Source organism: Enterococcus sp. 2201sp1_2201st1_C11_2201SCRN_220225 (assembly GCF_040925905.1).
GTDB classification, from domain to species: Bacteria; Bacillota; Bacilli; order Lactobacillales; family Enterococcaceae; genus Enterococcus_C; species Enterococcus_C asini_A.
Window position 1 is genome coordinate 1 of record NZ_JBCOJC010000023.1, and the last position, 26,395, is coordinate 26,395.

Sequence of the window (26,395 nt, forward strand, 5' to 3'; positions counted from 1 at the left end):
ACTTTCCCACCTTTTAAGTAAGGAGCTAGCAAGTCGATAACTTTAATCCCAGTTTCTAAGATTTCAGTACTGGTGCTTAATTGGTCAAAATCAGGCGCATTTTTGTGGATACTACTACGAGGAGCATCTTTTGGAAATTCGCCTTCCATATCGATGGTATCTCCCAGGACGTTAAACACCCGTCCTAGTGTTTCTTTCCCTACAGGAACAGAGATTGGTTTGCCGGTATCGACAACTTCCATCCCCCGTTGCAAGCCATCGGTTGATTCCATTGCGATCGTCCGGATGACCCCATCCCCAAGCTCTAAGGTCGCTTCTAGAACGATACGTTTTTGATCGTCACTGCGATACACCACAAGGGCATTGTTGATATCTGGTAAGGATTGATCCAATGAGAATTCCACGTCGACAACGGGACCGATTACTTGAACAATCTTTCCTGAACTCATTTGTTTTCCTCCTTATATACACATTTGAATAGCAGTATAAAACTCATTCATCGCTATTCAGTAAACGTCGAAATTATTCCAGAGCACTTGCTCCGGCCACAATCTCGGTAATTTCTTGGGTAATAGCCCCTTGGCGTGCCCGGTTATACGAGATGGTTAAATCATCAATGATGTTCTTCGCATTGTCCGTTGCCGTCTTCATAGCTGTCATCCCAGCAGCGTGTTCAGCAGTTTTAGCATCCACAATGGAGCCATAAATCAAACTTTCCGCATACTGAGGTAACAGTTGATCCAAGATATCGGCTTTCGAAGGTTCAAACAAATATTCTTGTTCATAGCTTTCTGCTTCATCTGGATCCAAGTCAGTAATTGGTAACATTTTTTCTACCCGGAACTGACTTGTCAGTGAATTAATGTGGTGATTGTAGCAAACATACAACTCATCAAAGACTTCATTTTGATACATGGTGGTAGCCATGGTCACGATTTTTCGAACTTCATCAAAACTTGGTTGATCTGACAAATTTCGCAATTCATAGGCCAAGTTAATTCCCCGGGCTTTAAAGAAGTCTGCTCCAGTAGCCCCGATGGCAATCATGACATAATCTTCTTGAGAGTCATGATCATCTTCTAACATAGTCATCATTTGTTTCAAAATTGAGCTGTTGTAGCCACCAACTAAGCCTCCATCAGAGGTAATGACGATGTAGCCGGTTTTTTTCACCGGACGAGCCATGAGCATGCTGTTGTAGTTCACACCATCTTGCACATTATTCGTATAAATGTCCGTTAGTTCTTGAGCGGTCATATGAGTAACAATCTCGCGAACTTTATGGGCATAGATTTGAAAATTATTGGAGTGGCTTTCGGATTTGGTCAACTTTGAAGCAGAAACCATCTGCATCGCTTTTGTGATTTGGCTGGTTTTCTTCGTTGAGGTAATCCGTTGTTTAATCTCATTAAGGGAAGCACCCATGCGTCTTTTCCCCCTTTCCTATCACGGCTTGTCAAAACGTTGACTTGCAAAAGGTCAAAATTTGACTAGGCCGTCTTGGTCAGAACAGTGGTCTTCCTTGCTTACTTAGCAGTTTCCCGTTCTGTTTCAATCGAACGAACTTTTTCTTCCGCTGTGGAAGTTTTACTGTTAGAAGCCATGAATAAATCTTTTGCTTCTTTAATTGCAGCATCCAAATCAGCATCTGCTGGTAAGTCTTTTGTTGTGCGAATTGTTTCAAACAAGTCGTTATGATTGTTTTCAATTTGTTCGAACAAGAAGTCTTGGAAATCCAACACTTTTGCTACAGGCACACTGTCAATAAATCCATGGGTCAAAGCGTACAAGATAACAACTTGTTTTTCTACTGCTAGTGGGCTGTGTAGTTTTTGTTTCAAAACTTCCACAGTACGACGTCCACGGTTTAATTTTGCTTGGGTTGCTTGGTCCAAATCAGAACCAAACTGAGTAAATGCTTCTAGTTCACGATAACTAGCCAAGTCCAAACGCAAAGTCCCAGCAACTTTCTTCATGGCTTTGATTTGAGCAGAGCCCCCAACCCGTGATACGGAAAGTCCAGCATCAATGGCAGGTCGAACCCCAGCGTAGAACAAGTCACTTTCCAAGAAGATTTGTCCATCGGTAATGGAAATTACGTTTGTTGGAATATAAGCTGAGATATCCCCCGCTTGGGTTTCTACAAATGGCAACGCGGTCATTGAACCGCCACCTAGTTCATCACTAAGTTTAGCTGCCCGTTCCAATAAACGAGAATGCAAGTAGAAAACATCCCCTGGGTATGCTTCACGACCTGGTGGCCGACGCAATAGCAAGGAAAGTTCACGGTAAGCCACGGCTTGTTTTGACAAATCGTCAAATACGATCAACACGTGTTTGCCGTTGTACATGAATTCTTCACCCATAGCAGTTCCTGCATAAGGTGCGATGTATAACATTGGTGCTGGTTGAGATGCCCCAGCAGAAACGATAATTGTGTAATCCATTGCGCCGTATTGACGTAATGTTTCCACTTGTGCCCGAACGGTGGAGTCTTTTTGCCCGATTGCGACATAAATACAGATCATATCTTGACCTTTTTGGTTGATGATCGTATCAATCGCAATGGAAGTTTTCCCGGTTTTCCGGTCACCAATGACCAATTCCCGTTGTCCACGACCAATTGGCACCAATGCGTCAATGGCTTTTAAGCCGGTTTGCATTGGTTCCGAAACGGATTTCCGTTGCATAACCCCAGGAGCCATGGTTTCTACGGGACGGAATTTATCTGTTTTAATCGGACCTAAGCCATCGATTGGTTGACCTAGTGGGTTTACAACCCGGCCAATCATCGCGTCTCCAACTGGAACTTCCATGATTTTACCAGTTCGTTTGACTTTGTCTCCTTCACGAATGTTTTCAAAGTCCCCTAGGATAATAATCCCTACATCATTTGTTTCTAAGTTTTGTGCCATACCATAAGTGCCATTGGCGAATTCTAGTAATTCACCGCTCATGGCGCCTTCTAAGCCGTGGGCCCGGGCAATCCCATCCCCTACGTAGGTGACGGTGCCGACTTCTTCGACTGAAAGCTCACTTTGGTAATTTTTGATTTGCTCTTTAATCAAAGCGCTGATTTCTTCAGCTTTGATGGCCATTCGATTCACCTCTTTATCATTCTCGTAGCTGTTACTTCAATTGTTCCCGTATTTTGGCTAATTGGTTTGCTACGCTACCGTCAATCACCCAATTTTGAGCTTGGACGACAACACCCGCCACGATACTTGGATCAACTTTTTCTTCTAGTTGCGCCGCTTGGAAACCTAGGCGTTTGGCCACAGAAGCTTCCAGACGTTGCTTTTGTTCTGGCGCCAAGGCTACCGCCGTAGTCACCTGACCCAAAAGCAAGCCTTTTTCTTGGTCGTAGTACTTTTCGTATTCATCAATGACAAAGAGTAAGTCCGCCATACGATTGTAACGATGCAAGACAAGCAAGAAATTTTTGACGATTCCTTCAAAACCTGAGGTCAATTGCCCCATCAATGTGCTTTTGGCGCTTTGATCTAAGCGGGCATCACTGAGCATATTGCCTAAATCAGGAATTTCTTGGTAAATCCGTCGCAATTGCAACAAGTCTTCGTAGACTGGCTCGGTTTGTCCCGCCTCTGCCGCCAATTCGAAGAGGGCTTTGCCGTACCGTTTGCCTACGGTGTATTTATCGAGTTTCATTTTGTGAACCCAGACCTTCGATATAGTCGTTGATTAATGATTCATGAGCCTGTGGAGTAAGCTCTTTGTTTAAAATCTTCGCTGCGATTTGCAAGGAAAGATCAGCCACGTCATCTTTGACGCTAGTTAAGGCTGCTTCTTTTTCCAAATGAATATCCGCTTGGGCTTTTTCTTTCAAACGGCTTACTTCATCCTTGGTTTCAGTTAAGATTTTTTGACGGCTTGTTTCTCCACTATCTTTGGCGGATTTAATGATTTCAGCAGCTTCCGTTTGAGAAGACATCAATTTTACTTGACGTTCTTCTTCTAACTTGGCAGCATTGATCCGCGCTTGTTCGGCTGAATCTAAATCATTGGCGATCTGATCTTCACGTTTCTTCATTATTTCTGAGATTGGTCCCCAGGCGAATTTCTTCAAGAGGGCCAAGAGGATCGTAAATGATCCTGTCACCACTATGATACTACTTAGTGTCGTATGGGTGATCTCCGCAAGTACCAAATGATCTAGCATACGCTTGTGCTCCTTTTCTTTGCATAAAATGCAGGTGATTCCTCATACAAAAAAGCAGAAAGCAACGAGAATCCGTTACATTTTCCGCTCTTATTTACTACATCAATACGAGAATAAAAGCAATTACGATACCCAAGATTGGCACAGCTTCTACAAGGGCAACCCCGATAAACATGGTAGAACGTAATTGTCCAGCAATTTCTGGTTGACGAGCCATTGATTCTAAAGTTTGTGAGATAACGCGACCGTTACCGTAGCCGGCACCGATTGCCGCACCTAATACTGCGATTGCTGCTGCGATATAATTCATTGTTAATTTCCTCCTATTATATGAAAAATAATTTTGAAAAACCGATTGTTAATGTTCTGCTTCTACCTTGTGACCCATGAATACCATGGACAAGGTTACGAATACGTAAGCTTGAATCGCCCCAATAAAGATTGAGAAGGCAATCCAGATCATTTCCAGTGGCATTACCACCGGCAGTGACCACCAACCTAGTGAATTCGCCATCGTCACGATTAGTCCTAGCAGTACTTCCCCAGCATATATATTCCCGTATAGACGCAAACCTAATGTGATAACATTGGTAAACTCTTCTATCAGCTTAATGGGAAGCAAGAAGCTGACCGGCTGCAGGAATGAATTTTTGATGTAACCGCCAAAGCCGAATTTCTTTACCCCAAAATAATGGGTCATCACAATCATCATCATGGCTAGTGACATAGCAACGATTGGATCGGCTGTGGGACTTTTCCAGATGGAGATTTCTTCGCCTCCGTGTTCGAAGACCAACTTGGTGACTAACCCAATCTCATTGGCAACAAAGACAAATAAGAATAAGGTCACCGATAGCAAGTGGAAGTTGGTGACTTCCTTGGATGACAAGCTGTCTTTTAAAATCCCTCGGACAAAATCAATCAAGAATTCAATTACATTTTGTTTTCCCTTTGGCTTTAGCTGCAAATTTCGGGTACAAATGAAAACGAGTGCAAACACAATGCAACAGGTTAACAGTGTCATCAATACTACCGTGCCATCAAACCAAATCGGACCGATATGGAAGAGCAAGGTTTTTTCCTCCAAAATTTTTCACCTCTTTTCCTGCAAAATCCTGAGAAACACTGGTAAAACACCGCCAAAAAGGCTCTGAGTGAATAACCAACCGAATCATACCACCATGAAAAGAAAATTTCAAAGTATTTTCACGAAAATTAGACAATCAAGAAGTTTTGCCGAATTTTTTATGGGAGGATTTTTTTGTGGCTACTCACTTTGATCCATTTGACCTAGGAAACTTCAAAATATTTTCCTATTATGGCTTAAATGCTACCAAAAAGCCCTGAAATTATAAAGCAATTGCCCTTCTAAACCGGAAAAGGATTTCATTAGAAGAAAATGAGAAAAACCCTTCAGACATTTCTTTTGTTTTTTCTATCTCCCTATGAAAAGCTTTTCATTGTCAATTATTTTCTATAGAAAAGGCACAATGATAATTTTTTTAAAATTTATCATTGTACCGATTAGTTTTTTTAATAGTTCTTCATGACTCTGGCAATTTGTCGCTCTTGGTCTTTGCGCTTTAAGCTTTCCCGTTTGTCGTATTGTTTTTTCCCTTTGGCTAGCCCGATTAAGACTTTGGCATAGCCATCTTTTAAGTAGACTTTTAATGGCACAATGGACATTCCTTGTTGTTTCATTTCTCCGTAAAGCTTGTCAATCTGCTTTTTGTGTAAAAGCAGTTTCCGGGTACGCAGTGGATCATGATTAAAGATATTACCTTGTTCATAGGGACTGATATGGACATTTACTAAAAATGCTTCTCCGTTACGAATTCGCACAAAACCGTCTTTTAAGTTAATGCGGCTATTGCGGATTGATTTAATTTCAGTACCTTGTAAGACAATCCCGGCTTCTACAGTGTCCACAATGGTGTAGTCGTGGCGGGCTTTTTTATTTTGGGCAATTAACTTGCCGGCTCCCTTTGGCATATGGTCGTAGTTCCTCCTGTCTCAGTTTTGACACGTCATTACTTACCTTTTTTCTTAATTACTTTGTAAAAAGGTTTCTTCTTAGCATTTGTGCCTTTTCCTGAATAATTTTTCTTTTTATTACTCTTCGCCTTACCTTGTTTACTAGACTGAGAGTGCCCTTCGCCTTTTTTCTTGCCTTTGTATTTCGACTTATCCTTACCTTTGTTTTGGTTGCGGCCTTTTTGATTTTTTTCGCGAGCTCGTCGGCGTTTACGATTTTCTTGTCTCGCAATAGGGGTAACTTCTTCTGCTTCCACTAGTTCAAAATCAATTTCTTGAGTGACTGGGTCGGCTTTAATCACTTTTACTTTGACTTTTTGGCCGATTTTAAAAGTCAATCCTGTACGTTCCCCCACAAGTGCCAATTGCGTTTCCATAAAATGGAAGTAATCTTGTTTTAAATTGGTAATGTGAATCATACCTTCAATGGTGTTAGGCAATTCCACAAAGAGTCCAAAGCGCACCACCGAACTGACAATGCCTTCAAATTCTTCTCCCACATGAGCTGCCATGTATTCGGCTTTTTTCATGCCATCCACTTCTCGCTCACATTCCACTGCTCTACGTTCCATTTGAGAGCTGTGCAGGGCGATTTCTGGTAATTTTTCCGCCCACTTCTCTTGGTTTTTCTTACTGATGTCTTCCCCATATGCTCGAATCAAGCGATGGACGATTAAATCTGGGTAACGGCGAATTGGCGAAGTGAAATGGGTGTAGTAATCTGCCCCTAAGCCGTAGTGACCGTAATTCACTTCTGAATATTTGGCCTGTTGCATCGAGCGTAAAAGCATCGTATTCACCACAAAGGATTCTGGCTTGTCGGCCACTTCTTCGACGATTTTTTTCAAATCAGTGGGAGTAATGCTGCCTTTTGTAGTCTTGACCACTAAGCCTAATGTAGCCGCAAAATCAAAGAAGCGGCGCAATTTATCTTCTTTTGGTTCTTCATGAATCCGGTACAAGAAAGGCAAATGACGTTTGTTAAAATGCTCTGCCACCGTTTCATTTGCGGCTAACATAAAGGATTCAATCATTTTTTCCCCCACCCCACGACTGCGTAGCACAATCGCTTCTGGATGACCGACTTCATCTACGACTACTTGGGCTTCGCGATCTTCAAAAGAGACTGCCCCTCGACGTTCTCGCATCTTCGTCAAAATTTCATGAAGCTCTGCCATATCTTCAAACATCGGCACTAAATTTTGATAACGAGCTCTCGTTTCTGAATTGTGTTCTTCCAGTATTTCATTAACACTGGTGTAGGTCATACGGGCCGTTGTTTGGATGATACTTGGGAAAATCTCATGGTGTACCACTTTTCCCTCTTGGTTAATTTCCATCTCACAACTCATGGTCAACCGGGGCACATTGGGATTTAAAGAACAAATCCCATTTGAAAGGCGGTGGGGAATCATGGGAATCACTCGGTCAGTTAAATAAACACTGGTGCCTCGCTCAAAAGCTTCTCCATCTAAAGGACTATCTTCGGTAACATAATAAGAAACATCGGCAATATGCACCCCTAGAAAATAATGACCATTTTCCAATTTGCGCACCGTCACCGCATCATCTAAATCTTTAGCATCGGCCCCATCAATGGTTACCACCAATTGCTCTCGTAAATCCCGACGTTCAGGAAAATCAGCAGGATCAATTGTGTCCGGAACTTCATTAGCTTGAGCGAGTACCGGCTCAGGAAACTCCAATGGGATACCGTGAGCTACGACAATAGATAAAATATCCATCCCCGGATCATCTTTATGACCTAAAACACTGGTCACCAAACCTTCTAAACTAGAAGCATAGCCTTTTTCCGGATAATGAGTGATTTCCACTTGTACCACACTGCCATCCACTGGGCGAATGCCTTCTGCAGCCACAAAGATTTGAAAAGCCGCTAATTTCTTATCTTTCGGTTTTACCACACCATAAAGATCTGTCTCGGCGATTTCTTCTTCCGAAAACAAAGTGAATTCTCCTACAAGCTGGCTTATGTTTCGCTTGCGAATTTCCACCACTTTGCCTTCTGCCCCTTTTTGTTTAAAAGGATCGGCTACTGCGGTAATGTCCACTGCCACGGTATCTCCATCCATGGCATAACCCGTTTGATCTTTGGGAATGTAAATGTCTTCTTCTTCCTCGTCATAATTCACAAAGCCAAAGCCTCGTTCATTGCCCCGGAAAATTCCTTCTAACAACACATTTTGAGGTGGCAACTGGATTTTACCTTTTTTGGTAAAAACCACACTGCCTTCTTGTTCCATGGCCGCCACGGTTTGAATCAAAGCCTTGTAATCACCGCTTTTCTGCAAACCAAGGCCAGCTGCCAGTTCTTCTGGGGAGAGACTGCTTTTTTTACTCTGGCGAATAAACTGCCGTATCTGTTCTTTACTATCTTTCACTATTTCTCCTCATTCCATGGCAAATTTTCAATAAATTGGCCTACTGTATTTTCAAATTGTTGATGTTCTTCACTAACGGTAATCACATGGCCACTCTTAGCAAACCAATGGAAACTCACGTCGGTTTTGCTTAAAGCTCTCAAGGTTTCGTAAGCAGTGGTCGGATCAATCATTTCATCTTTTCCCCCTTGAGCGACGTATACCGGCCGTCTCAATTCAGGTAAGCGACGGGCTACTTGAAAACCTAATGCTTCAATGGCAACTAATTGCTGAGGTTGCTTTTGTTCAATGGTCTGAAGTTTTTCTGTCAGCTGTGCTGCTGGTAGTTCTTGTTTTTGATAGAGGTACTTGCTATAGTCTAAAAAACTTTTAGTAACTTGATTCTCACTAGGAAATAAAGGCGAGCAAAACGCCCCACCAGCTAATATTTCCTCATCACTTATCAACAAGTCCATAGCCAAAATTCCTCCCATGGACAGACCAAAAACTGCCAATTGACTCACGCCATCGTCTTTTAACTTGGCTACTGCTTGACGTACATCGTGCTGCCAATCACTGACAGAAGCCGCTAAAACATCCAAAGGGTCTGGTGTTCCGTGGCCAGTTAGAATGGGTGCATAAACGGTGTAATTCTCCTTTTCCAAAGCTCGAGCTAACATCCGTACATCATTGGCACTGCCTGAATAAGCATGGAGCAGCAATACCCCTCGCGAACTTTTCTTACTATAAAATGGTTTAGGTAAACGAGTCTTCATCAAATCACCTCACACTTATTTTAGCACAGGAAACCAGAACACCGGTACCTATCTGCCAAACTGGCTACAATCCTACCCAAGCTTACATCATTAGTCTATAAAAAAACCGTGACCTTATGGCAAGGTCACGGTATCAAGTGCTTATTTTGATGACAAAATCGCCAAGACGAATAAAAGAATCATCCAGACTCCACTCATCACAGCTGTTGCCCGCTGCATGACAGCTTCAAAGCCACGAGCTTTTTGCTTACCGAAAAGTTCGCCTGCCCCACCACTAAATGCGCTGGCTGCACTGTTTTGTTTACTTGGTTGCATCATAACGGCAATAATGATCAAAACAGATAAAATAATGACCACTGCCAAGAGAAAGTTATACATTACGCGCTAGCTCCCTTCCTTGCAAAATACGTCTCTTACACTTTAGCATATTCCAAGAAATTTGGCTAGCTAGAATTCTGGGCTTTCTCGATGAAAACTATTTACGCAAAACATCGCCGTATTCTGGTTTTTCCGCAAATTCTTTTTTAGCAAAAGGACATAAAGGTAAAACTTTCAAGTTCTTTTTTCGAGCCATTTCTACGCCGGCAGCTACTAATTGTTGGGCGTATTGATGACCACGATAAGCATCATCTACAAAGGTGTGATCGATGATAATCAAGCTGTCTCCTGCTGTCGACCACGTCATCTCTCCTGCTTCTTCACCTGTATCCGTTAGTAAAACCATGCGATTTTTTTCTTCTTTGATTTCCATAATTCAACCTACTTTCTCAAAATGAGTGGCATTATTATTTTCGTACAAATTTCAAAGCACCAGTTGGGCAAGTATTAATCACCCGAGCGTTGTCTTCTGCTTCTCCATTATCGGCTAAAATCCAAGGCTTGCGGCCAACTTCAAAGACTGCCCCGTTGCCTCGAACACAGTTACCTACATGGGCACAGATATCCTTGTTGTAGTAAATATCGATCTCTTTACCAGAATATTTCCGATATCCTTGAGCTAGTAAGGATTCTTCCGTATTTTCTTTGCCGCCAATTTTATTTCCTTCCATAAAAAACATCCCCTTAAAATCAATTCTATCTTCATAAAAAATTAAGCAAATGTTTGTTTTAGTCGGCTCTTCAATCAGAATCGAACCAAACAAACCTTGTAAATTCATTCTAACGAGAGCCTAAAAAAAACGCAAATAATTGTTCTCTTGAAAGCAAACAGAGACCGAAAACGAAATTCTCAAACAAATTGAGAGATCACTTTCGGTCTAAAATCAAGGGAGATATTTTTCAATAAAGGTAAAGACGGTTTGCCAGTACTCTTTGGGTTTTTGTTCCTTCGCTTCCAAATGACCACAATCGGAAAAGACCGCTGTTTCAGCAGGTAACGCACTGGCCTTGGCTAAAGCTGTCAGTTCTTTTACCGGGACAAATTCATCCTTTTCACCATGGAGAAGTAACACGGGTAAGTGATTGCTTCCTAACTGACGAGTCACCGAAGCTTTTATTAGAGAGTACCCCATTTTTCTTCTTGCATATCGATTTGCCAAAACCATAAAGCGACTCACTGGAAATTTCGTATAACGGCGCAAAAGCCATTTAAACTCACTGTACACTGAAGTAAAACTGCTGTCAGCGATAAAAAGTTTGACTTGTGCTGGCAATTTTTCCCCGCTAGCCATTAAACCTGTTGCACCACCGATGGAACAGCCATGAAGGATAATCTCTGCTTGAGAATCTTGGGCGATAATTTCATCAATCCACTGGACCAAATCCAGACGATCCAACCAACCTAAGCCGATAATTTTTCCTTCACTACGACCGTGACCTCTCAGATCTGGAACTAACACATTGTAGCCTTTTTCAAAATAAACTTGGGCCACATCATTCATATCTTGAAAGCCGGTACTGCGGTAACCATGTAAAGCGATCACCCAGCGATGGCTGTCTTGAGTAAAACTAGCTGCAGTCAGTTTCAAACGATCTTGGGTAGTGATTTTCCAAGTCACTTCTCGTAGCCAAAAGTCTGCATCTGCATGGTCTTCTTCATCGGTGCGTTGTTGCCAAGATTTATCAAATAAAGCCGCGCCTTCTGTGGCGAACCAATCATTTTCTCGTTCTACTGCGGCATTTACATAAAACTTTGCCCAGCGATTCAAATACCAAAATCCCACTAGCAAAGCAATGCCTATAAAAACGATTCCTATTATTATGAGCCAAAGCCAAAAGTTCATGTTTTCACCTTCATCATTTATCTATTTTTCAGTGTACCATGGTTCTTTATCCGTCACCAAATGGAACTCGTCTCCTTTAAAAGAGCTTAATGATTTAAAATAGCGTATAATCAAAATTGGAATACATCATAGAAAGTGGGGATTTTATGAAATACCAACTGACATCTCAATCAGTCTTTCCTTTAGTGGAAGTCCAATTGGGAAAAGGCGAAGCAATCAAATTGGAATCAGGGGCCATGGTTTATCACAATGGGCAAATAAACCTAGAAGGCCACATGAATGCCAATGGGAAAAAAGGTATCGGCGGCGCATTGCGAGCAGTAGGACGTTCGGTAACCAGTGGCGAAAGTTTCTTTATTACCACTGCCACCGGTCTTAGTGACAACGCCCTGATCGCCATCGCTCCAGGAACACCGGGGACCATTCGTGAATTAGCCATTGGGCAAGAACAATGGCGCTTAAACACCGGCGCTTACCTGGCTTCTGATGGTAACGTCCAATACAATATGGCACGCCAAAAAATTAGTGGTGCTTTATTTGGTGGTACGGGCGGACTCTTTGTAATGGAAACCACAGGAAACGGAACCATGTTAATTTCCGGCTACGGGGATATTATGGAAATCACATTAACTGGCGACCAACCTTTAGTGGTGGACAATCATCATGTTTTGGCCTGGAGCACTAGCTTGGACTATCGCATTGAAGTGGCTTCTGGTACTTTTGGTTTCAAAACCGGAGAAGGCTTGGTTAACACCTTTAACGGTAGTGGCACCGTGTTGATTCAAAGCCGCAATGTGGAAGCTTTGGCAGGCTTATTGGATCCTTACATCACCAAAAGCAGTAATTAAATCAAGAATTTCAGACTCTCCTTCTTTTGAACGAGAGTCTTTTTTGTACATTTTTTAAAGACCGGCATACAATAAGAACATAGGATGTCAAATTTAAAGAAAGAAGTGAAGAACATGTCAAAAATCACTGCTGGTGTTGCCATGTTGCGCGTCATGAAAGCTTGGGGAATCGATCGGGTTTACGGGATTCCTGGCGGCTCCTTTAATTCCACTATGGAAGCCTTGTACAAAGAACAAGGAAATATGGATTACATCCAAGTCCGTCACGAAGAAGCTGGAGCTTTGGCCGCAGCAGCTGAAGCGAAACTCTCAGGAAAAATCGCCTGCACCTTTGGCTCGGCTGGCCCTGGAGCAACTCATTTAATCAACGGCTTATACGATGCCAAAATGGACCACGTGCCTTTGTTGGTCTTATTAGGACAAGTAGGCAGTAAATTCATGAACTACAATTACTTCCAAGAGATGAATGAAAATCCTCTCTATGTAGATGTTAGTGTCTACAATCGCACTGTCATGAATCCAGAAAGCCTGCCACATGTGGTGGAAGATGCCATTCAAGCTGCTTACAAATATCAAGGAGTAGCAGTCGTTACCATCCCCGTAGACTACGGTTTTGAAGAAATCGAAGACGACTATCCTATTTCAGCTAAAACTTACCAGACTAGTTTGCCTCAGCTAGATGAAGCCCAAGTAACAAAAGCCCTACCTTATTTGGCTGAAGCAAAACAACCTGTGCTTTTTATCGGTCAAGGCTTACGGGGCCACGAATCAGAAATCAAAGCCTTCTCAAAACATTTCAGCATGCCGGTGGTAAATGCAGTGCTAGCAAAGGGGATTTTGGCCGATGAATTTGAAAATGCCTTAGGGTCCAGTGCCCGAGTAGCCACTAAACCGGCCAATGAAGCTTTAGCTCTGGCAGACTTAGTGGTCTTTGTGGGCAGTGATATGCCTTTTGCCGGTGCTTTTATCAATCCTCATGCTAAATTTATTCAAATTGACATCGACAGTGCTAAATTTGGCCGCCGTCATCCAGTAGATGTAGCGATTCTTGGAGACGGTGCTGAAACCTTAGCGCGCCTTGTGGAACTAGGTGAACCTCGGCCTAGTGACAAATGGCTAGCAGCCAATCAAGAAAATGTGCGAAACTGGCATAACTGGCGTCACAGCTTTGATGAATTTGACGACGGTGGGCGTTTGCGTCCTGAACCTGTCTATAAAGAAATCAATCGAATCGCTGAAGATGATGCGATTTTTATCGTTGACGTGGGCAATGTCACCACTCACTCGGTCCGTCATTTGAACTTAAACGGTCGCCAAGCCTTTACCACATCGGGCTGGTTTGCTACCATGGGCTACGGCGTTCCCGGAGGCATTGCTGCCAAAGCCCATTTCCCTAAACGCCAAGTCTTCACTTTATCAGGGGACGGTGGTTTTGCCATGAATATGCCGGACATTATCACCCAAGTAAAATACCAATTGCCAATTATCAATGTCGTTTTAACTAACGATTCCTTTGGCTTTATCCAAGCCGAACAAGAAAACACCAACTCTGCACTTTTCGGAGTCGATTTAGCGGATGCTGACTTTGGTAAAGCTGCTGAAGCACTAGGAGCAACCGGCTTTACCGTTACTCAATATGACCAATTAGAGCCTGCTTTTACCGCAGCTCAAAACGCTAAGGGGCCAGTGGTCATCGAAGTCAAAATTAAAAACGATAATCCCCTACCAGTGGAAGCATTACAGCTAGATTCTGACCACTACTCAGAGGCAGATATCCAAGCCTTTAAAGAACTCTATCAAGTTCATGATATGCCAACCTTAAAAAGTTTGCTTTAATCATTTCTTACTCCCTCAAATCAACTTGAGGGAGTTTTTATTTAGAATTATTTTGTCCAGTTGTAACTATACCAATCTCCAGAAACCAACTCAAAAATCCGAATTTCCCATTTACAAACTAGACTTCAATCAGTATTATTAAGTTATTATCTTTTTAAATACAAGTTTCAAAATAACTTATGAGAGAAAGAAAAACTTGGGAACTGGGAGAAAGTGAATGAACGCTAAAAATTATTACGAGTTGCTTTACAAAGAATTCCAATGTAAAGAAGATATCTATACCGAATTAATCAACTTAGAAGCAATCTTAAATTTGCTCAAAGGAACGGAGCATTATATCAGTGATCTCCACGGAGAGGCAGCTGCCTTTGCCCATATTCTGAAAAATGGTGCCGGCAATATTCGGGAAAAACTTTTTATCCTCTTTGATGGCCGCAAAAAACCTGAGTATTTGGAACAGCTAGCCCTTTTTATCTATTATCCCAAAGAAAGCCTAGCTAGAAAAACCTCTTTTTCTACCACTTGGTATACTACGCGCTTAAGTGAATTAATCGAGTTCACCAAGTTTTGTGCCAATAAATACTCCCGCTCCAAACTACGCAAAGCTCTCCCTCAGTCCTTTAGCTATTTATTAGAAGAATTGATTTATCGCAGAGAAGAAGAAGAATATAAAGAACTATACGATAAAGTAATTATCAACAAATTGATTCAATTAGGCCAAATCGATCAACTGCTAATTGCGTTATGTCAGACCATTCAACGCCTCGTAGTGGACCATCTTCATGTGGTGGGTGATATCTTTGATCGAGGAGTGGCGGCAGATCAAGTGATGGATTTATTAATCAATCATCATTCGGTGGATATTCAGTGGGGGAATCACGATATCATCTGGCTTGGCGCTTTTGCGGGATCTGCGGTTTGCTTGATGAATTTATTGCGTATTGCCGCACGTTATAACTATCTCTATGAAATTGAAGACTCCTATGGCCTCAACCTCCGCCCTCTCTTTACGTATGGAGAAAAGCATTACCAAAAAAATCCTGCCTTTACCCCGGGTATCCGCCAAAATAAGACCTATGATTTTGAAGATCTGCAAAGTTTAGAAAAAGTCCACCAAGCTTTGACCATTCTACAATTTAAATTAGAAGGCCAATTGATTAAACGTCGTCCCGATTTACAATTAGACAATCGTCTCTTATTAGAACAAGTGGATTTTGCCAATCAACGTGTGCAAATTGATAACCAGTGGTATCCCTTGACCAATACCTGTTTTCAAACCATTGACCCAACTTCTCCCTATGAATTAACAAAAGAAGAAGAACGAGTGGTAAACGCGCTATTGGCTTCTTTTCAAAGCTCAGAAAAAATGAGCAAACATATGAATTTCTTAGCCCAAAAAGGTAGTATGTATCTGCGCTATAACGGTCAGCTTTTATTTCACGGTTGCTTGCCCCTAAGCGCTACTGGTGAATTTCAATCCGTGAAAATCAAAGGCCAGCACTACGCCGGTAAAGAACTCTTAGATGTCATGGAGCAAATCCTGCGCCAAGGCCTGCAAAATCCTCAATCTCATACTGATTTTGCCACCGACTTTTACTGGTATGCTTGGTGTGGTCGCTTTTCACCATTGTTTGGTAAAGATAAAATGACTACGTTTGAGCGCTATTTTATCGACGATGTCACCACCCACAAAGAAGTCAAAAATCCTTACTATCAATTGCGCAACCAAAAAGCAATTTGTGAAATGATTTTGGAGACATTTGGATTAACCCATGACAATGCCCATATCATTAATGGTCATACGCCCGTAAAAGCCGAAGCAGGAGAAAGCCCCATTAAAGCGGAAGGCAAACTTTTTGTGATTGACGGCGGCTTATCCAAGGCATATCAAAAGACCACAGGCATCGCTGGGTACACCCTTTTGTACAATTCCATCGGCTTTCAAATCGTCACCCACCAACCCTTTACTTCGGTAGCCGACGTTTTAACCCGGCAAAAAGAAGATTTGGGCGTAAAACACGTGGTGGATAAAATCCCCCACAAGACATTAATTCGCGATACTACTATCGGTCGGCGTCTATTAAGACAGATTAATGACTTGGAACACTTGCTGGCATACTTAGAGGCGGAACCATTGAAAAACACGATGTAATAATTTTTCTGAAAAATAATGAAAAAAAGAAATTTTTTGCTTACGAAGAGACAAAATTTTTGCTACCATAAATTCACTGGGTCAAAAAACCAGAATTTAAAGGAGTGAATGTTTTGCCAACAAACAAAAAAGAAGGAATGATTTTTACAGTTTTAATGTGCGGATTAATGGTGTTAGGGATGAGTATTTATAACCTTGCTATTCATGACGCGTTAACAGCTGGTGCTTTATTAGGTGGTTTTCCTTTAGGATTTGTCGTAGCTTTTATCTTAGATGTTTTCGTTGTCGGTGTCATTGCCAAAAAAATTGCTTTTTCCTTACCGGTACCAAAGTACAAACCCATTTACATGATTTTAACCATCTCTTCTTTCATGGTCTTAGGCATGGTTAGTTTTATGTCAGCTTATGGCATGATTATGGAAGGTCAAGCAGGCGTGCTTTTTAGTACTGCTTACTTCCGGGCTTGGATTACCAACTTTGTGGTAGCCTTGCCTTATCAATTGTTAATTGTCGGCCCTTTTTCTCGTAATCTATTGCGAAAAATTCAAAATGCGCCGGTAAACGTGTCAGAAACCCACTAATCAACAAACAAGTCGTCTTGCCTATAAAGGGAGACGGCTTTTTTCATTAAAAATCAAAATGGAGACCTCACTTTTTCAAAAAGCATTTGGACAGATTGCCACTTTTGTCTAGCACGAATCAGAGGCTTTCTTTTTAATAAAAAATTTTTCTCTGCTATGATGAGCTTAGCAACAAAAATACTTTATTGGAGGGAAAAACATGAGATATACGAATGGAAATTACGAAGCATTTGCCCGCCCAAGAAAACCTGCAGGTGTTGATGACAAGAGCGCCTATATTGTTGGCGCTGGGCTAGCAGGCTTGGCAGCGGCAGTCTTCTTAATCCGAGATGGTCAAATAAAAGGACCACGTATTCACATTTATGAAGAGCTTTCATTATCCGGTGGTTCTTTAGATGGGAAGTTCATTCCCCATGACGGCTTTGTGATTCGTGGTGGACGAGAAATGGAAAACCATTTTGAGTGTTTGTGGGATCTCTTTCGTTCCGTTCCTTCCTTAGAAGTAGCAGACGCCTCCGTTTTAGATGAATTTTACTGGTTAGACCAAGATGACCCTAACTCTTCCAATTGCCGAATCATCCACAATCGAGGCGAACGGGTAGCAGACGACGGCGACTTTACCTTATCCAAAAAAGCCCAAAAGGAATTGGTGGAACTCTTTATGACTTCCGAAGACCAACTGATTGGCAAAAAAATTGAAGATGTCTTCACTGAAGAATTTTTTGCTTCCAACTTTTGGCTGTACTGGTGTTCTATGTTCGCCTTTGAAAAATGGCATTCCGCCATTGAAATGCGTCGTTATGTGATGCGCTTTATTCACCATATCAAAGGCTTACCTGACTTCACTGCCTTAAAATTCACCCGTTATAATCAATATGAATCTTTAGTAAAACCATTGCTTTCCTTCTTGCAAGATCAAGGAGTGGATTTCCAATACGCAACTAAGATCAATGATATTAAGGTAGCTATGGACAATGATACCAAAGTTGCTCAATCAATTCTCATGACCCAAAATGGTGCCACCAAAGAAATTCCTTTAACCGAAAATGATTTGGTTTTTGTGACGAATGGCTCGATCACAGAAAGTTCAACCCAAGGTGATCACAAAACACCGGCACCGATTAGTCATGAGTTGGGCGGTAGCTGGAATCTTTGGAAAAACTTAGCCAAACAATCACCAGAATTTGGCCATCCCGAAGTCTTTTGTGAAAATTTGCCTGACGAAAGCTGGTTTGTTTCCGCTACTATTACTTGGGAAAATTTTGATATCGAACCTTATATCAGCCGTCTAACTCAACGAAAACTCCGCAGCGGCAAAGTGGTCACTGGTGGGATTATCACGATTAAAGATTCCAATTGGCTGATGAGCTTTACCATCCACCGTCAACCTCATTTCAAAGAACAAAATGATCAACAAACTGTTATGTGGGTTTACGGTCTCTTGTCTAACAAAGAAGGAAATTATATCAAAAAGCCAATTGAACAATGTAGTGGACAAGAAATTGCCCAAGAGTTGATGTATCATTTAGGGGTACCTGAAGCTGATATTCAAGCTCTTTCCGAAACTGCTTGCACAGCCATTCCTGTTTACATGCCTTTTATCACCTCCTACTTTATGCTTCGAGAACCAGGTGATCGACCAAAAGTAGTGCCGAATGGTTCAAAGAATTTGGCCTTTATCGGTAACTTCGCTGATACAGTTCGAGATACCGTCTTTACCACTGAGTATTCGGTACGTACAGCAATGGAAGCTGTCTATCAACTTTTAGATGTGAATCGTGGTGTTCCAGAAGTCTTTGATTCTGCCTACGATCTCAGAACATTGGCTAGCTCAATCTATTACTTAAGCGACCGCAAAAAACTAACAGAGATGGATTTGCCTTTTGTGGAAAAGAAAGCTTTAGGACATTTTGCTAAAAAATTTGAGCATACCTATCTCGGGGAGCTCTTGAAAGACAATCATCTGCTTTAATTTCATTCTGAGCTAACGATGGTTACAAAAAAGTTTGTGACAATAATCGCGTCATCATCCTCTGAATTGAACAATTCCAAACGTAAGACCACAAAAGACAAGCAACTTCCATTAAGCATCAGGGGAAGTTGCTTGTCTTTGTCTTTTCATTGGTAAAAATTTCAAACACAGCGATTGTGGTTATCATATCTTTCCTTGAGAAGTCTGTTGGAATATTCGCTATTTATTCCTTAGAAATGATTTATGACACACGCCTTTACGTTATTTATCCAAATGCTTTGTTAGATTTTTTGTTGTGCACTTTCCACATCTACCGCAAGTACTCGTGTCAAAAACGGCATTTCTTCATGCATTTTATCATAAATATCTCCAGATTCGAGGAAGCGTCCTGTACCGAACACATGAAAGCCGGCGCCCCAGCCCACCGTTCCCATTACTTCTTTAGAACCCATGGTGAGCATCAAGTGATTATTATTTTTCATATCTTCTTGAATGGAGTGCATCCCCGCTGCTGGAATGTACAGTGTATCTCCCTCAATATGGATGTAGCTATTCCATGTATTTACCGCATGAAACCCGGGTGCTTTTTCACTGCTGGAAATAATCGTTACTGCCCCTTCATGAGCTATTACTTCTAAAAATTTTTCGTTTAACATGTATGATGCGCCTCCACATTTTTGCTTAGAGCCTCACTTTAGCACAAGTTAAAAAAAATACCAGTAAAACGAATTCTTACTGTCTATTTCAAATGACTAACTTCTACTCCTTCTAACTTCAATAAAGCAATTTTCCGCTCTAAGCCCCCGGCGTAACCAGTTAATGAGCCGTCTGTTCCTATTACCCGATGGCAAGGAATCAAAATCGAAATAGGATTGTGCCCCACTGCACCGCCTACAGCCCTTGGAGAAGTCTGTCTTCCCTTAGCTTGTAGTTTTTGAGCCAAGGCGCCATAGGTTACCACTTGACCATAAGGAACTTCTTTTAAAACTTGTAAAACTTCTTGGCGATAGTCCGTGACTTGAGGTTTTAAGGGTAATCCTGTAAGACTTGGTGCTTCTAGATTAAAATAACGATCTAGCCAATGAGTGACTTTTCTAGAAATTGAAGTGGTGTGTTGAGGTATTTCATTTAAAGTAAAACCGGCACCAAAATATTTTTGATCCACAAACCAGAGGCCTAAGAGAGCTTCTTTATCACTGACGAAAAGCATTTGGCCTAGAGGGGATTGATAATATGATTTAGTGAGCATAGTGTGCTCCTTTCGATATTTCCAGTAAATAGGATATTTGCAGCATAAGTATAGCATGAAAAATCCTCCAGACTACTGAGAAAGTCTGGAGGATCGCTTTTTATAAATAATTTGCCGTGATGGATTTCGTTTTAGGCAAGTCTTTCACCAAACCTGCATACAAAATTTGGCCACCTTTTTTACCGGCTTCTGGCCCCACATCCACGATCCAGTCTGCTTGTTTAATGACTTCCACATTGTGTTCAATCACAATCACCGTACTGCCATTGTTCACCAATTTTTGCAAAAGCTCTAACAGTTCCCCTACGTTAGCCATATGCAAACCGGTAGTAGGCTCATCTAAAATATAGAGATTACCAGATTTGTGCAATTCACTAGCTAGCTTGATTCGCTGACACTCACCTCCAGATAAGGTATCCATCATCTGACCTAAAGAAAGATAGCCTAACCCCACTTCTTCTAAGGTGGCTAGCGTCTTTTGAATCTTGGCATTTTCAAAGAAAGCCAGCGCCTCGCTAACGGTCATCTTTAAAATTTCTACTATATTATAGCCGCCTAATTTGTACTGGAGTACTTCTTCTTTGTACTGAGTTCCCCCACAGGCCGTGCACGTAGTTTTGACCCCTTCCATAAAGGCCAACTCCATCACCACATAGCCCTTACCTTGGCAGTGTTCACAAGCTCCAGCTGAGTTAAAGCTAAAGAGAGACTTGTCTACTTGATGTTTTTTGGCATAGCTTTCCCGAATCGGCGTCATGATTTTCGTATAGGTGGCTAAATTGGAGCGAGAAGATTTATGCAAAGCACTTTGATCAATCACAATGGCTTCAGGATAATTTTTAACAAAATCTCCAAAGATTAAGGAACTCTTCCCAGAGCCTGCTACCCCGGTAACTATGGTAAAGACTTCTTTCGGGATTTTTACTGAGACGTTTTGCAAATTATTCGTACTAGCATTGGACACTTGATAAAATGTGCTAGCACTGCGAGGCTGTTCATTTAGAGGTAGCTCGCGGTTTAAATAGCGCCCGGTTAGCGTATCGCTGTTTTTTAAGTCTTCAAAACTACCAGTAAAAGTGATTTCGCCTCCGTGACTACCGGCTAACGGCCCCACGTCCACAATAAAGTCCGCTACTGCAATGACATCTGGATCGTGTTCCACCACTAAGACCGTATTGCCTTTATCTCGAAGTTTTTGCAACATGCGATTTAAGCTTTGCACATCTCGAGGATGAAGACCGGTACTTGGTTCATCAAAAACATAGATGATATTGTTTAAACTGTTATTCAGATATTGCACCACTTTGATGCGCTGGGATTCTCCACCAGATAAAGTCGTTGTTTCCCGAGCCAGAGACAAATAGTCCAAGTTCATATCAATTAAATTTTGCAATCGCAAAGTCATTTCGGTTAAAATCGGCTGAACTTCGGGATAGTCTAAAGACTGAATAAAGTTTAATAACTCCCCTAATTCCATGTGAGCTGCTTGATCAATGTTCACGCCATGAATAGTACTACTTAAAGATTTGGAATTGAGTCGTTTGCCTTGACAAGCTTCACATAAATCCATGGTGGTGTATTCTGTCAGACGTCTTTGAGTGGCTTCTGAATGTTGGCTCAAATCCCGTTCAATAAACAAACGACGAAACTTGTAGATGATTCCTTCATAATCCGTCTTAAAAGTACCCTCTTTGTGAGGAACAATTACTTTTTCTCCGTGACCATAGAGAAGTTTTTCCAATAACGCTTGGGGGTATTGATTAAGGGGCAAATCCAAGTCGAAGAAATCCTTCACCGCAAAGGAATTGTAATACCAGCTCCCCTTGGCAAAAGTCGGGAACAAAACAGCACCATCATTTAAAGACTTGGTCATATCCAAAATTTTCGACAAATCCGGCGCAATCACCCGCCCAATGCCCTGACATACTGGACACATACCTTCTGGGTCATTAAAAGAATACACATGAGAAAAACCGACAAAGGGTTTTGCAACCCGAGAATACAGCAAGCGCAAAAAACTATAAATATCTGTACGAGTACCTAACGTAGAACGGGCGTTGCCTCCTAAGCGGCGTTGATCCACAATAAAAGCTGGCGACAAATTCTGGATACTGTCCACCACTGGCTTTTTATATTTCGGTAAATACCCTTGGACAAAAGTGCTGTACGTCTGATTCATCTGACGACCGGCTTCATTGGCAATGGTGTCAAAAACAATGGAAGATTTCCCTGAACCAGAGACTCCCGTAAAGATGGTAATCTTGTTTTTGGGAATTTCCAAAGAGACATTTTTGAGATTATTTTGCCGCATCCCTTTTAAAATAATTGTTTCGGTAACTTGAGTCATGTGTACCCTCCTTTTTCTTGAACGCTGACATAGAACTCGACGCAAAAAAACTATCGACTACTGACAAAGCAGAATCGATAGGCAAAGCGTCTGGTTGGGTTAGGTGTTTAATTATAGCGAAAGGCTTGTCCTCTGTAAAGAAAGAGACTTATTTTCCCTTAAATCAGTTACTCTTAACTTTTTATGAAAGGAACTAACTATAATTGACAGATTACCTCCACATATTCATTCTAAAATAGAAAATTAAACTTTTTCAGTGATAGATTATGAGTTTTTCCATTCCATTTTGTAAATAAATTTAGTATAGTTAATAAACAGGAGGCGTTTCCATGGTTACTATTCGTGACGTTGCAAAAGAATCCGGCTATTCATCCGCACTTATCTCCCGCTTATTCAAAGGGGATGAGACATTAGCCATTACCCCTTCAACAAAAAATAAAATCATTACAACAGCTCTAGCTTTGGGGTATGACCGTTCAAAAATTAAAACTTCCCTGCATACTATCGCCGTTTTATTCTGGCTTTCTGAAGAGCAGATTATGGAAGATGCGTATTTCAAAAACCTAAAAGATGGTTTGGAGAAATATTCAAAGACTGCCAATATGGATTTAGTTTTTATTAGTAAAGAAGAAGGAATCGAAAAAATTCCCGAAGATGTATCTGGCTTTATTGCCATTGGCCCTATTTCCCGAGAAGAACTGCTCATCTTGCATCACCGGGGAATAAAAGGAGTTGTTCGAGGAATTAATCCCCTACCAAAATTATTTGATACCGTCGATACAAATATTCGTGAGTTAACAAGAGAGGCCATTGATTACTTTTTAAATGAGGGAATTCAAAAAATCGGCTTGATTGGCGGAAAATTTTTAAATCCTGACTCAGGAAAATTTGAGATGGACAGCCGCGAGCGAGCCTTTCGTGAACATTTGGCCAATAAAGGTTTATTAGAAGAAAAATATATTTTTACCCAAGGAGAATTTACCATCGAAACCGGGATTGAAATGGCTCGTAAAATGGTGGACACTTTAGAAGATGATTTACCTGAGGCCTGCTTTATCGCCTCAGATACGATTGCAGTAGGGGTATTACAAGGCTTTACAGAAAAAGGAATTTTATTACCTAAGCGCATGTCTTTAATTAGTGTCAATGACCACGAAATGGCCAAGTACGTTTCTGTTCCATTGACAACTTTTCATATTGATGTGGAAGAAATGGCGAAATCCACCATTGACTTGCTTTCTGATCAATTGGTTTATCCTCGTAACATTACTAAATCAATTCTTTTAGGAGCAAACTTAACCATCCGGAAAAGTTTCGTTCCAACCAAACCCTTCTATTAAACGAAAAAACGGTGAAAGCTTTGAGGGCTTCACCGTTTTTTGTTTCATTAAGAAAATAACTTTACTACTCGTTCATCTTGATAATCAGCCACAACTTCATCTGCCAGTTGCAACTTCCGCAAATCCTCTTCGTTGTTTTCTGTAATAATCGCAAACAACTTTCTTGCTCCAGCCTTTTTTCCTGCTAAAAGTCCAGAGGGAGAATCCTCAAAAATAACTGCATCTGCGGGTGATATTTCAATATTTTGCGCTGCCTGTAAATAATACTCGGGATCAGGTTTACTTTTACGCTTGCCGTTGTCATAGATAATTTTTTCATAATCAAACCAGCGTTCCAAATCAAAAAGCTCAAAATAAAAATCCATATTCCCTTTTCCAGAGGCGGAAGCAATGTTACGAGGAATTCCTAGTGTTTTTAAATGATCTAAAAATTCTGTAGCTCCCGGAGTTAAAAATGCACAGTCCGGTTTATTTCTTACCATTTGACGATAAATTTCTTCTTTTCTTTCACCATATTCGATGGCTTCTTCCAAGGTAAAATCTCGCTCAAATAAATATTCCAAAATCAAACGATTATTCCGACCATGAACATTTTTTTGAAACTCATCTGGTGTCAATAATTTTCCTGCTTCTTCTTTGGCATAGGTTAGCCAGGCTTTTTCGTGGAGAGGAGAATCTTGAAACAAAGTCCCATTAAAATCAAACAATACCGCCTTACACATCGCTACACATCCTTTTAAAAACAACATGGAACAATTTTTATCGCTCCATGTTGCGTTCTTTTCCTTTATAACTCACTTAAAATAAAATCAACGGCTCCAGCGGGATCACGAGTCAAGTTAATGTATTGGGCTCCTTTTGTCGCCACGACTTTTACCCCTAACTTAGCCGCATCTTTTTGAATATCTTCTAGATACGAATTTACTTGAGGAGCTAAAACAATCAAATCAAAATTTTTCATAATATCATAGTGAGAACCATAAGCACCAGCTTGAGCCGTAATCCCCACACCTGTTTCTTTAGCTCCTTCTTCCAAGGCATTGGCTAACATGGCAGACGTACCCGCTCCAGCACACAGAACCAATACTTTCTTGCCTGATCCAATTTTATCCTTTGCATCACCGGTTGCCAAAGCAGTAGTTCCTTGAGCTAATTCTTCTACAATTTCGGTTACTTCCGTAGCAATTTTTGCATTGGCTGCTTCTTGCGCAACTAGTTCTGCATCATAAGCTTTAATAAATGGCAGATAAATAACCGCGTCCACTAAAATCAAAACAATCGCTAAAACAAAGGCCAGTGGTGCAAACCCAGTCCCCATTACTAAACCGATTGGCGCAGGGGTCGCCCATGGAAGGACAGAAATAAAACTATTCATACTCAAGACATCAACGAAAAACTTGAAGATACAAACATTAATCATCGGTGTGATTAAAAATGGCACAAAGAAATAAGGATTTAGAATAACTGGCGCTGCAAACAATAACGGCTCATTCACAGCAAAGCAGACAGGGATAAAAGAAGTTTTCCCTACAGCTTTTAGTTGTTTCGATTTCGCAAAGAGCATAAATAAAAACGGTACTACTAGCGTTGCCCCAGTTCCCCCCATGGTTCCTACGAAATTTCCTAAGCCGACTGTTAAGACTTTTGAAGCTTGTTCTCCTTGTTTAAAAAGCTCAAAGTTAGTTTCCACATTGGCATAAATAATCGCGGCAATCGCCGGTTCAACAATCGAAGGACCATGAACGCCCACAAACCAGAACAAAGCCATAGCTCCCCAAATAATGGCGATTCCTACATAACCATCTGCCACACTAAACAACGGTTGCAACAGATTAATGACCGATTCAGCTAAAGAGACTTCTGTTACCATCCGAACCAGTACATCTAAAATAGCTGCAATAAAGGCCGCAATCGAAAAAGGAATAATATCACGAAACATCTGAGTAATCGTGCCTGGCACTTCTTTAGGCATTTGAATGGTAATGTCACGTTTCACACAAAATTTATAAACATTGGCAGTAATAAAAGCTGCGATAAAAGCCGCAATTAATCCTTTGGTTCCCATATAACCGGTGGAAATTCCACCTTCAATTTGATCCACACCTAACAATAAGAAACTTACAATAGCTGCTAGCATCACTGATACTTCATTGATTTGCTTACCGGAATCAGACATTTGACGATTCATGGAATTGGTCAAACAACGAGCGGTAGTGCCGGCTACTAAAAGCCCTACCACACCCATGGAATAACCATAGACTTTCCATAACCAGGCAGAAAAAGCGGCCGGCAAAGTAAAGCCAAAAACTTCCGGTACTGCTGCTACCATAATAAAAATACTAGAAAATAAAATAGCTGGCATGGCGGTTAAGAATCCATCTCGAATCGCTCCCAAATAAATATTACGGGATATCTTTTCGAAAAACGGTTTCATTTTCTCAATTTGATTGATGATGACCTTCATAGTTGACTCTCCT

24 protein-coding genes and 1 pseudogene are annotated in these 26,395 nt (G+C 41.2%); 6 read left to right on the plus strand and 19 right to left on the minus strand.

The genetic code is table 11. From position 1 onward, the window contains the following. The 14 genes and pseudogenes from AB5754_RS07615 to AB5754_RS07680 all read right to left on the minus strand — a co-directional run. A pseudogene (locus tag AB5754_RS07615) lies at positions 1-449 on the minus strand (F0F1 ATP synthase subunit beta); the annotation flags it as partial. Positions 450-522: 73 nt separating this feature from the next. After that, complete coding sequence (locus AB5754_RS07620) at positions 523-1,425, minus strand: F0F1 ATP synthase subunit gamma (RefSeq protein WP_311832814.1); 903 nt, start codon at positions 1,423-1,425, stop codon at positions 523-525. Positions 1,426-1,526: 101 nt separating this feature from the next. Further along, positions 1,527-3,098: a F0F1 ATP synthase subunit alpha gene (gene atpA, locus AB5754_RS07625; protein ID WP_311832813.1), complete on the minus strand. Its 1,572-nt coding sequence runs from the start codon at positions 3,096-3,098 to the stop codon at positions 1,527-1,529. Between the two features lie 31 nt (positions 3,099-3,129). Further along, positions 3,130-3,669 (minus strand): ATP synthase F1 subunit delta, encoded by a 540-nt coding sequence (gene atpH / locus AB5754_RS07630; RefSeq protein WP_311832812.1) that lies wholly within the window; start codon positions 3,667-3,669, stop codon positions 3,130-3,132. Then, the gene (gene atpF / locus AB5754_RS07635) at positions 3,656-4,180 is read right to left on the minus strand and encodes a F0F1 ATP synthase subunit B (RefSeq protein WP_368259534.1); all 525 of its coding nucleotides are present in this window, start codon (positions 4,178-4,180) and stop codon (positions 3,656-3,658) included. The genes atpH and atpF overlap by 14 nt, the downstream gene beginning before the upstream one ends. Positions 4,181-4,277: 97 nt before the next feature. Next, positions 4,278-4,490, minus strand: coding sequence for an ATP synthase F0 subunit C (gene atpE, locus AB5754_RS07640; protein WP_010753091.1), 213 nt, complete (start codon positions 4,488-4,490; stop codon positions 4,278-4,280). A 48-nt stretch (positions 4,491-4,538) separates the two neighbouring features. Next, a complete protein-coding gene (gene atpB / locus AB5754_RS07645) occupies positions 4,539-5,267 on the minus strand; it encodes a F0F1 ATP synthase subunit A (RefSeq protein WP_368251990.1) in 729 nt (242 codons plus the stop codon). Positions 5,268-5,713: 446 nt separating this feature from the next. Beyond that, positions 5,714-6,172: an SsrA-binding protein SmpB gene (gene smpB, locus AB5754_RS07650; protein WP_311832809.1), complete on the minus strand. Its 459-nt coding sequence runs from the start codon at positions 6,170-6,172 to the stop codon at positions 5,714-5,716. A gap of 38 nt (positions 6,173-6,210) precedes the next feature. Beyond that, a complete protein-coding gene (rnr, locus tag AB5754_RS07655; protein WP_368251993.1) occupies positions 6,211-8,619 on the minus strand; it encodes a ribonuclease R in 2,409 nt (802 codons plus the stop codon). Beyond that, complete coding sequence (locus AB5754_RS07660; protein WP_368251989.1) at positions 8,616-9,371, minus strand: alpha/beta hydrolase; 756 nt, start codon at positions 9,369-9,371, stop codon at positions 8,616-8,618. Before AB5754_RS07660 ends, rnr begins: the two co-directional genes overlap by 4 nt. 141 nt (positions 9,372-9,512) lie before the next feature. Then, positions 9,513-9,749, minus strand: a complete 237-nt coding sequence (gene secG / locus AB5754_RS07665) for a preprotein translocase subunit SecG (protein ID WP_311832807.1) — start codon at positions 9,747-9,749, stop codon at positions 9,513-9,515. 97 nt (positions 9,750-9,846) lie between these two features. Beyond that, on the minus strand, positions 9,847-10,122 hold the full coding sequence (locus AB5754_RS07670; protein WP_311832806.1) for a GNAT family N-acetyltransferase: 276 nt from the start codon (positions 10,120-10,122) through the stop codon (positions 9,847-9,849). A gap of 34 nt (positions 10,123-10,156) precedes the next feature. Then, positions 10,157-10,420 (minus strand): (4Fe-4S)-binding protein, encoded by a 264-nt coding sequence (locus AB5754_RS07675; RefSeq protein ID WP_311832805.1) that lies wholly within the window; start codon positions 10,418-10,420, stop codon positions 10,157-10,159. A gap of 213 nt (positions 10,421-10,633) precedes the next feature. After that, positions 10,634-11,593 carry an alpha/beta hydrolase gene (locus tag AB5754_RS07680; protein ID WP_368251988.1) on the minus strand — a complete coding sequence of 320 codons (960 nt, stop codon included), beginning with the start codon at positions 11,591-11,593 and terminating at the stop codon, positions 10,634-10,636. Between the two features lie 146 nt (positions 11,594-11,739). Between AB5754_RS07680 and AB5754_RS07685 the strand changes: the two genes are divergently transcribed. The 5 genes from AB5754_RS07685 to AB5754_RS07705 all read left to right on the plus strand — a co-directional run bounded on the left by AB5754_RS07685 (position 11,740) and on the right by AB5754_RS07705 (position 18,982). Continuing rightward, positions 11,740-12,441: a TIGR00266 family protein gene (locus AB5754_RS07685; RefSeq protein WP_368251987.1), complete on the plus strand. Its 702-nt coding sequence runs from the start codon at positions 11,740-11,742 to the stop codon at positions 12,439-12,441. A gap of 114 nt (positions 12,442-12,555) precedes the next feature. Continuing rightward, positions 12,556-14,277 carry a pyruvate oxidase gene (gene spxB / locus AB5754_RS07690; protein WP_368251986.1) on the plus strand — a complete coding sequence of 574 codons (1,722 nt, stop codon included), beginning with the start codon at positions 12,556-12,558 and terminating at the stop codon, positions 14,275-14,277. Positions 14,278-14,494: 217 nt separating this feature from the next. Then, complete coding sequence (locus tag AB5754_RS07695; protein ID WP_368251985.1) at positions 14,495-16,429, plus strand: fructose-1,6-bisphosphatase; 1,935 nt, start codon at positions 14,495-14,497, stop codon at positions 16,427-16,429. A 113-nt stretch (positions 16,430-16,542) separates the two neighbouring features. Further along, positions 16,543-17,010 carry a DUF2798 domain-containing protein gene (locus AB5754_RS07700; protein WP_368251984.1) on the plus strand — a complete coding sequence of 156 codons (468 nt, stop codon included), beginning with the start codon at positions 16,543-16,545 and terminating at the stop codon, positions 17,008-17,010. Positions 17,011-17,209: 199 nt separating this feature from the next. Next, positions 17,210-18,982 carry an oleate hydratase gene (locus tag AB5754_RS07705; protein ID WP_368259535.1) on the plus strand — a complete coding sequence of 591 codons (1,773 nt, stop codon included), beginning with the start codon at positions 17,210-17,212 and terminating at the stop codon, positions 18,980-18,982. A gap of 281 nt (positions 18,983-19,263) precedes the next feature. Here the strand turns inward: AB5754_RS07705 and AB5754_RS07710 are convergent, their stop codons facing one another. The 3 genes from AB5754_RS07710 to AB5754_RS07720 form a co-directional block, all read right to left on the minus strand. Next, complete coding sequence (locus tag AB5754_RS07710; RefSeq protein WP_368251982.1) at positions 19,264-19,638, minus strand: pyridoxamine 5'-phosphate oxidase family protein; 375 nt, start codon at positions 19,636-19,638, stop codon at positions 19,264-19,266. An 83-nt stretch (positions 19,639-19,721) separates the two neighbouring features. Beyond that, positions 19,722-20,231: a methylated-DNA--[protein]-cysteine S-methyltransferase gene (locus tag AB5754_RS07715; RefSeq protein WP_368251981.1), complete on the minus strand. Its 510-nt coding sequence runs from the start codon at positions 20,229-20,231 to the stop codon at positions 19,722-19,724. A gap of 100 nt (positions 20,232-20,331) precedes the next feature. Then, positions 20,332-22,578, minus strand: coding sequence for an ATP-binding cassette domain-containing protein (locus AB5754_RS07720; RefSeq protein WP_368251980.1), 2,247 nt, complete (start codon positions 22,576-22,578; stop codon positions 20,332-20,334). A 329-nt stretch (positions 22,579-22,907) separates the two neighbouring features. Here AB5754_RS07720 and AB5754_RS07725 point away from each other — a divergent pair, with 329 nt between their 5' ends. Beyond that, positions 22,908-23,918, plus strand: coding sequence for a substrate-binding domain-containing protein (locus tag AB5754_RS07725; protein ID WP_311832795.1), 1,011 nt, complete (start codon positions 22,908-22,910; stop codon positions 23,916-23,918). A 47-nt stretch (positions 23,919-23,965) separates the two neighbouring features. Here the strand turns inward: AB5754_RS07725 and AB5754_RS07730 are convergent, their stop codons facing one another. Next, a complete protein-coding gene (locus AB5754_RS07730; RefSeq protein ID WP_311832794.1) occupies positions 23,966-24,640 on the minus strand; it encodes an HAD family phosphatase in 675 nt (224 codons plus the stop codon). Between the two features lie 65 nt (positions 24,641-24,705). Continuing rightward, positions 24,706-26,382 (minus strand): PTS lactose transporter subunit IIBC, encoded by a 1,677-nt coding sequence (locus AB5754_RS07735; protein WP_311832793.1) that lies wholly within the window; start codon positions 26,380-26,382, stop codon positions 24,706-24,708. Positions 26,383-26,395: the final 13 nt, after the last annotated feature.

Bases quoted from the DNA above. Each gene is read 5' to 3' on its own strand.
- AB5754_RS07620 (WP_311832814.1), bottom strand. From the start codon at position 1,425: ATGGGTGCTTCCCTTAATGAGATTAAACAACGGATTACCTCAACGAAG.
- atpA (WP_311832813.1), bottom strand. From the start codon at position 3,098: ATGGCCATCAAAGCTGAAGAAATCAGCGCTTTGATTAAAGAGCAAATC.
- atpH (WP_311832812.1), bottom strand. From the start codon at position 3,669: ATGAAACTCGATAAATACACCGTAGGCAAACGGTACGGCAAAGCCCTC.
- atpF (WP_368259534.1), bottom strand. From the start codon at position 4,180: ATGCTAGATCATTTGGTACTTGCGGAGATCACCCATACGACACTAAGT.
- atpE (WP_010753091.1), bottom strand. From the start codon at position 4,490: ATGAATTATATCGCAGCAGCAATCGCAGTATTAGGTGCGGCAATCGGT.
- smpB (WP_311832809.1), bottom strand. From the start codon at position 6,172: ATGCCAAAGGGAGCCGGCAAGTTAATTGCCCAAAATAAAAAAGCCCGC.
- AB5754_RS07660 (WP_368251989.1), bottom strand. From the start codon at position 9,371: ATGAAGACTCGTTTACCTAAACCATTTTATAGTAAGAAAAGTTCGCGA.
- secG (WP_311832807.1), bottom strand. From the start codon at position 9,749: ATGTATAACTTTCTCTTGGCAGTGGTCATTATTTTATCTGTTTTGATC.
- AB5754_RS07670 (WP_311832806.1), bottom strand. From the start codon at position 10,122: ATGGAAATCAAAGAAGAAAAAAATCGCATGGTTTTACTAACGGATACA.
- AB5754_RS07675 (WP_311832805.1), bottom strand. From the start codon at position 10,420: ATGGAAGGAAATAAAATTGGCGGCAAAGAAAATACGGAAGAATCCTTA.
- AB5754_RS07680 (WP_368251988.1), bottom strand. From the start codon at position 11,593: ATGAACTTTTGGCTTTGGCTCATAATAATAGGAATCGTTTTTATAGGC.
- AB5754_RS07685 (WP_368251987.1), top strand. From the start codon at position 11,740: ATGAAATACCAACTGACATCTCAATCAGTCTTTCCTTTAGTGGAAGTC.
- spxB (WP_368251986.1), top strand. From the start codon at position 12,556: ATGTCAAAAATCACTGCTGGTGTTGCCATGTTGCGCGTCATGAAAGCT.
- AB5754_RS07695 (WP_368251985.1), top strand. From the start codon at position 14,495: ATGAACGCTAAAAATTATTACGAGTTGCTTTACAAAGAATTCCAATGT.
- AB5754_RS07705 (WP_368259535.1), top strand. From the start codon at position 17,210: ATGAGATATACGAATGGAAATTACGAAGCATTTGCCCGCCCAAGAAAA.
- AB5754_RS07710 (WP_368251982.1), bottom strand. From the start codon at position 19,638: ATGTTAAACGAAAAATTTTTAGAAGTAATAGCTCATGAAGGGGCAGTA.
- AB5754_RS07715 (WP_368251981.1), bottom strand. From the start codon at position 20,231: ATGCTCACTAAATCATATTATCAATCCCCTCTAGGCCAAATGCTTTTC.
- AB5754_RS07720 (WP_368251980.1), bottom strand. From the start codon at position 22,578: ATGACTCAAGTTACCGAAACAATTATTTTAAAAGGGATGCGGCAAAAT.
- AB5754_RS07725 (WP_311832795.1), top strand. From the start codon at position 22,908: ATGGTTACTATTCGTGACGTTGCAAAAGAATCCGGCTATTCATCCGCA.
- AB5754_RS07730 (WP_311832794.1), bottom strand. From the start codon at position 24,640: ATGTGTAAGGCGGTATTGTTTGATTTTAATGGGACTTTGTTTCAAGAT.
- AB5754_RS07735 (WP_311832793.1), bottom strand. From the start codon at position 26,382: ATGAAGGTCATCATCAATCAAATTGAGAAAATGAAACCGTTTTTCGAA.